Below are 5,023 nucleotides of genomic sequence, written 5' to 3'. Positions count from 1 at the left end.
TTCGGACTGGGTTTTGTCATTTTAAAGCTCAAAAATGTTCCCTTTCAGGGAATGAGTCCCGGTTGCCCGCAACCCCGAACTAGGCGTCCCCGCCGACTAGCCACTTATTCCAGACCTCAACAGAAATGCTGGGGTCTTTTCGTATTTACGATATTATTTTGGTCTGCGACCAACGAGTCCCGCTCGTGTGCGAGTCCAATTGAGCGCAAGCTCAGCCGCTCCAACACTTATCTAGAAATTCAGCCTTCGTGCTAGCTTTCACTGTTTTAGGGGATATGATTTTCGTTTATAGGAAAGTAAGGCTCTCAAGGTTTTATCCTTAGTCTACAAGCCGAACTATTAATTCAGATATACGCCCCAGTCTATCCACGTTTATTGAAAATCTACTCTGTCATTTGGTTACGTTCGAGATGACCTCTAATGCTTTGTCTATCAAAGAATGGGGACATTCAATGACACCAAACTTATGACCCATTAAATGGTTACCTTCTTCAATCATAGCTATCTCTGTTGGCGTTCTCTTCTCTGTATCACCGATTAACCCTACAGGGTAATCACTTCTCATATTTACGCTGAAGAAAACTTTGTTTGCTTTACTCTTATTTGCCAGAAGGATTAACCTAGTAACGGTTCTTATGGGAGTACAACCTAATGATGCAGCAGATAGAAAGTGAAACGCTAAGAGTCTTATTCGAAAGCCTGTCTTCTCAAGATGGGATTGCCGTTATTAACCCTGCGACTGAGCAAGAACTGATTCGCTTAAAGCCTAGCTCTTTGGATGAGTTAGATGCGCAAATAGAAGCGTGTAAATCGGCTCAAGTCGAGTGGGCAAAACTCAGTGCTAAAGCACGCTCCGCTTCCCTAAAAAAGTGGTTCCAATTGCTTGTAGAGCATACGGAAGACATCGCGAACATCATTACCTTAGAACAAGGTAAACCTCTTACTGAAAGCCGTGGAGAAGTCGCATACGGCGCATCGTTTGTTGAATGGTTCGCAGAAGAGGCTAAACGTGCTTATGGTGAGGTAATTCCTGCACCGGCGGTAGATAAACGCCTCTCTACCATCAAACAGCCTGTTGGTGTGTGTGCTGCGATTACACCATGGAATTTCCCTATTGCAATGATCACTCGAAAAGCGGCTCCTGCCTTGGCTGCGGGATGTGGGATGATCATTAAACCTTCTGAATTAACGCCTTTAACTGCTCTGGCTGTGGTGGAGCTTGCTCATCAGGCTGGCATCCCTAAAGCTCTATTGTCTACCGTTGTTTCTGAACAAGCAGCAGAATTTGGTTTGGTATTAAGTACCGATCCGCGTATTAAAAAGATCTCTTTCACGGGTTCGACACGCGTCGGCAAGATCTTAATGAAACAAGCAAGCGATACGGTTAAAGCCGCTTCTATGGAATTGGGTGGCAACGCACCTTTTATTGTTTTTGACGATGCAGATTTAGAAGCAGCAGCTAATGGCTTGATTGCGTCTAAGTTTCGTAATGCCGGACAAACCTGTGTGTGTACCAACCGCTTGTATGTGCACCAGAGCGTAAAAGAGGTGTTCTTAGCTAAGCTTCTGGAAAAAGCGGCAGGCCTTACGGTCGGTAATGGTCTTGAGGAACATACCACTCTTGGTCCAGTGATTACTATGGCTTCTAAACATCGTCTAGAGGCAGTGATCGATCAGGCAGTACAAGAAGGGGCAAAGATACTCAACCAACCTCAAAAACGCTCTGGGCGCTTTATGGAGCCTGTTATCTTAGATAATGTGGAACAGGGCATGGCGATCGTGCAACAAGAGCTGTTTGGCCCAGTTCTGCCAGTCATTAGTTTTGAGGATGATGAGCAAGTGCTTTCGATGGCGAACGACACCGAGTATGGTTTGGCTTGCTACTTCTACACCGACAGCTTGAAGCGCATCATCAAATTTAGTGAAGGTTTGGAATATGGCATGGTGGGGGTAAATGAAGGAATTATCTCTACGGAAGTGGCACCGTTTGGTGGGATCAAAGAATCTGGCATTGGCCGTGAAGGGGCTAAGCAAGGCATGGATGAGTATCTAGAGACGAAGTACATCTGCCTTGGAGGTTTGAGCTAGCCTTCCGCTTAGACACTCATTGATACGATACAAAAAGAGAAAGCTAGGTACATCACCTGGCTTTTTGTTTATTGAGATAAAGTTGGATGAAGAGGGGAGTTTTCTTCAGATGCAAAAAAGCCGCATCAAGTGATGCGGCTTCTTCTAATATGGCTCCTCCTACTGGACTTGAACCAGTGACCTGCGGATTAACAGTCCGTCGCTCTACCAACTGAGCTAAGGAGGAACAAATTTTAATAAGTGGTGCCGACTACCGGAATCGAACTGGTGACCTACTGATTACAAGTCAGTTGCTCTACCTACTGAGCTAAGTCGGCACATTTTCGTTAATAAGTAATCAACTTACTAACTGAAAGATGGCTCCTCCTACTGGACTTGAACCAGTGACCTGCGGATTAACAGTCCGTCGCTCTACCAACTGAGCTAAGGAGGAATTATCTTGTTTAAGAATAAATGGTGCCGACTACCGGAATCGAACTGGTGACCTACTGATTACAAGTCAGTTGCTCTACCTACTGAGCTAAGTCGGCGTACCGTTATTCTTTCTATTGTTCGTGTTAGACACCAACAATTTTAAATTGTGGTGCCCGGAGGCGGAATCGAACCACCGACACGAGGATTTTCAATCCTCTGCTCTACCGACTGAGCTATCCGGGCGACGAGGTGTATTAAAAGGCTTTTCGGCTTTCAGGTCAACAATAAAATTAAAATAAAATATCGTTTGATGAATTTGTGCTCGGAGTGGGCTGTTTTTATGCATTTTGAGCAGCAATGCACCATGCTTTAAGCGCTGTTTTAAGAAAAGTAGGGCGCTCTGTCGCAAAATAAAGGCGATAAAAACAAAAAAGCACGTCTGAAAACGTGCTTTTTATTGAACAATTGACTTTAAACTAGTGCTTTACTGAGAACTTGTTCACCCAACCTTCAAGTTCATCCGCTAAAGATGCCAATGTTTGTGTGCTTGATTGGCTTTCTGTGACCACCGTATTTAGCTGGCTTCCGCTTTCTTCAATTAGGTTGATGCGGTGTGCAATATCATCGCTCACTTGAGTTTGTTCTGCCGCTGCAGTCGCAATCTGCTGGCTCATCGCTGTGATTGATTCTAGTGCTGTCACTATCTGTTGTAGCGCTTCTGAGGCATTCATAGACTCAGTTACCGTGCTTTCACTGGTTTCGGCACAGATTTCCATTGTATGGATAGCATTGCGCGAACCTTCTTGAAGGTTAGAGATCATCTGTTGAATCTCTTTTGTGCTGTCTTGCGTGCGTCCTGCTAGGTTGCGCACCTCATCTGCTACTACCGCAAAGCCTCGACCTTGTTCACCTGCACGAGCTGCTTCAATGGCGGCATTTAACGCAAGTAGGTTAGTTTGCTCGGCAATATCGCCGATTACGTCGAGAACTTTCACGATGCTGTTTACATCTTGGTCAAGATCCGCAACCGCTTTACTTGCTGTGTTTAGCTGAGTTGCTAAGCCTTGAATATTATCGACCGTACTGTGGATCAATGATTGCGTGTGTTGGCTCTGCTTGTCTGCTTCATCAGTGTTGTGTGCAGTGTCACTTGCCGAACTTGCAACATGGTTAGCTGAAGAAGCCATTTCTGTCATCGCTGTTGCGATCATCGCCGTTGACTGCTGCTGAGACATGGTTAGATCAGCGATTGAATTAGAGCGAGATTCTACCGCTGATAGCTCTGAACGTAATGCATGCATTGATTCATCCAGATTAGTTACCATCTTAGCCAGAGATTGACTCATCTCTTGTACGGCGCCATAGATGCTGTCTTTAGGGGCTGTGTATTCAAAGCTGGTTTGGATATTACCCTGAGCGACGGCCTGAACGGCTTGTCTAACGTCATTTGGCTCACCGCCAAGTAGGTTAAGCATCTTACGGATAGAGATGATTAAGCCGCCTAGGATCGCGCCAGCAATCGCTAAACACAGCGCTAGCTGCCATTGTGCTGTAGACCAGAAGCGTGCATTGACTTCATTAAAGCCGATACCAGTACCGACCACCCAGTTCCAATGCGGTGTTTTCTCTGCGATAGAGTGCTTTTCTTCGATCGTGCCGTCAGGCAATTTTTGTGTCCAAGTGTATTCAACGATCTGACCTGTTTTACGGCCCAGCACATCTAAAATTAATTGACCGACACTGTTGCCATCACCATCGCGGAAATCGTGGAAACTTGTTCCATGTAGTTGAGGGTCAAGTGGGGCCGCAACGAACATCATGTTCTCATCAGCAACATAAACGTATTCGTTGTCTTTGTAGATATTGTTGCGAAGTAGGCGAGTAGCCAGCGCTTTAGCTTCAGCTTCTGGCATTTTGCCTTCCACTGCCATTTGCTCAACTTCAGTCAGAATGCTGTAGGCACTCTTAAATAGCTCAGTAACTCGAGCTTTGTTATCAAGGTTACTTGCTACACGCAATGTCCATAGACCTGTTGCTGTAAGAGCAAGTAGGGCAACCAATATGATTGCAGATAATAAATAGGCTTGAGTTTTTAATTTCATAGTTAGCTCACGAGACGTATTTCATGCTATGCAATGCATAGCTTATAAGGGGGCGTAATAATAAATTCATCATATTGAACTTGTATACAAGCGCCTATGCGGTCGTGTTGAAACTATGAGTTGGATTAAATTTTTAGCGTGAAATAAGTGTTTTTTATCAAATTAACCAGGAGTTAATAGGGATGTTTCTTGGTGGAGGTGAAGAAGATTCGACGGAATTAGAAAGTAGGGGAGAGTGTGTTGAGTATTGCAGATAAGAAAAAAGCCAAGTCCGAAGACTTGGCTTTCTAATTTGGCTCCTCCTACTGGACTTGAACCAGTGACCTGCGGATTAACAGTCCGTCGCTCTACCAACTGAGCTAAGGAGGAACTATTCTGTTTGTGTCTTGCTTTAAGCAAGTGCACCAAATATGGTGCCT

Annotated in this window: 2 protein-coding genes and 6 tRNA genes; 1 reads left to right on the top strand and 7 read right to left on the bottom strand. The window is 44.9% G+C overall.

Annotation, left to right across the window (positions count from 1 at the left end; translation table 11 throughout):
• Positions 1–651: 651 nt before the first annotated feature.
• A complete protein-coding gene (locus tag KIT90_RS27695; RefSeq protein WP_285379764.1) occupies positions 652–2,088 on the top strand; it encodes an NAD-dependent succinate-semialdehyde dehydrogenase in 1,437 nt (478 codons plus the stop codon).
• A 150-nt stretch (positions 2,089–2,238) separates the two neighbouring features.
• Here the strand turns inward: KIT90_RS27695 and KIT90_RS27690 are convergent.
• The 7 genes from KIT90_RS27690 to KIT90_RS27660 all read right to left on the bottom strand — a co-directional run bounded on the left by KIT90_RS27690 (position 2,239) and on the right by KIT90_RS27660 (position 4,973).
• Positions 2,239–2,314, bottom strand: a tRNA-Asn gene (locus KIT90_RS27690).
• A 15-nt stretch (positions 2,315–2,329) separates the two neighbouring features.
• Positions 2,330–2,405, bottom strand: a tRNA-Thr gene (locus KIT90_RS27685).
• Positions 2,406–2,445: 40 nt separating this feature from the next.
• A tRNA-Asn gene (locus KIT90_RS27680) sits at positions 2,446–2,521 on the bottom strand.
• A 21-nt stretch (positions 2,522–2,542) separates the two neighbouring features.
• Positions 2,543–2,618: transfer RNA gene (locus KIT90_RS27675), tRNA-Thr, on the bottom strand.
• Positions 2,619–2,669: 51 nt separating this feature from the next.
• A tRNA-Phe gene (locus KIT90_RS27670) sits at positions 2,670–2,745 on the bottom strand.
• A gap of 233 nt (positions 2,746–2,978) precedes the next feature.
• Positions 2,979–4,604, bottom strand: a complete 1,626-nt coding sequence (locus KIT90_RS27665; protein ID WP_039841982.1) for a methyl-accepting chemotaxis protein — start codon at positions 4,602–4,604, stop codon at positions 2,979–2,981.
• A 293-nt stretch (positions 4,605–4,897) separates the two neighbouring features.
• Positions 4,898–4,973 (bottom strand) — tRNA-Asn (locus KIT90_RS27660).
• Positions 4,974–5,023: the final 50 nt, after the last annotated feature.

Origin of the sequence: Vibrio sp. B172a, assembly GCF_030248355.1 — a bacterium.
Taxonomy (GTDB): Bacteria; Pseudomonadota; Gammaproteobacteria; order Enterobacterales; family Vibrionaceae; genus Vibrio; species Vibrio owensii.
The sequence above is the reverse complement of the archived record's forward strand: the minus strand, read 5'-3'. Positions and strand labels throughout refer to the sequence as shown.

Coding starts and splice junctions, on each gene's coding strand:
- KIT90_RS27695 (WP_285379764.1), top strand. CDS start 652: ATGATGCAGCAGATAGAAAGTGAAACGCTAAGAGTCTTATTCGAAAGC.
- KIT90_RS27665 (WP_039841982.1), bottom strand. CDS start 4,604: ATGAAATTAAAAACTCAAGCCTATTTATTATCTGCAATCATATTGGTT.